This window comes from Vibrio sp. 03_296, from assembly GCF_002265885.1.
This window is the reverse complement of record NZ_NPKW01000501.1, coordinates 1-857: the sequence shown is the minus strand read 5'-3', so window position 1 is coordinate 857 and position 857 is coordinate 1. Positions and strand designations below refer to the sequence as shown.

Sequence of the window (857 nt, the reverse complement as noted above, 5' to 3'; positions counted from 1 at the left end):
CGTTACTATCAATAAGATAAAAACCATAAATTCACATCGTTGCACCTACAACTAATTGTTTACATTCCGTCCATATTCTACCTAAAATAAACACCGGAGCTATTAAAGCTCCGACATCGATGTTGAAACGTATATATACAAAGGATAATCATGAAAAAAATCGCATTAGCAGCGTTGATTGCACTAGGTGTGTCTTCTACTGCATTTGCTGCGGGTGAAGCTGCAACAGCAACTACAGCAACTAGTACAACTGCTTCTACAGGCGCAGCAGCAGGTGCTGGCGCAGGTGCAGCGGGCGCGGGTGCAGCAACAACTGCAGCAGTAGCGGCAGGTGCAGCAGTAGCGGCAACAGCGGTTGTTGTTTCTTCAAACAACACTACTGGCACTACTGGCACTACTGGTACTAACTAAGTTTTAGTGCTTTAGTATCTAAGCCAACACTTGAAAGAGTGTTGGTTTTTTTGTTTTAGGGAAAGTGAACGTAAGTTGCTGGGATTATTGTGATCAACGTTAGTGATGGCGGGTGCTGACGGATGGATCCCCACGTTCGTAAGGATGACGGAGTGAGAGAATTGATCGCACCACCAGCTGTCATTCCCGTGCATACGGGAATCCATTCATTCACACGCGCCAGAAGCCGAGTATTGGCAACGCACTCACAATAACAGACAAAAACTAAAGCGAAACCAACAGCAACACWGGCAATGAAACGATATAACCAAGCCACAGCRCTCGCTATACAATGGATCCCCGCGTTCGCGAGGATGACGGGGTGAGAGAATTGATCGGCACCACCCACCTGTCATTCCCGTGCATACGGGAATCCATTCATCCACAAGCGCCGGATGCCACGTTTG

At 47.4% G+C, this 857-nt stretch carries 1 protein-coding gene; it reads left to right on the top strand.

Going from position 1 to position 857, the window contains the following annotated elements; all coding sequences use genetic code 11:
• Positions 1-150: 150 nt before the first annotated feature.
• Positions 151-411 (top strand): hypothetical protein, encoded by a 261-nt coding sequence (locus CIK04_RS25735; protein ID WP_011078857.1) that lies wholly within the window; start codon positions 151-153, stop codon positions 409-411.
• Positions 412-857 lie beyond the last annotated feature (446 nt).

What these genes read in the sequence shown, in the direction of transcription:
- CIK04_RS25735 (WP_011078857.1), top strand. Translation starts at nt 151, where the DNA reads ATGAAAAAAATCGCATTAGCAGCGTTGATTGCACTAGGTGTGTCTTCT.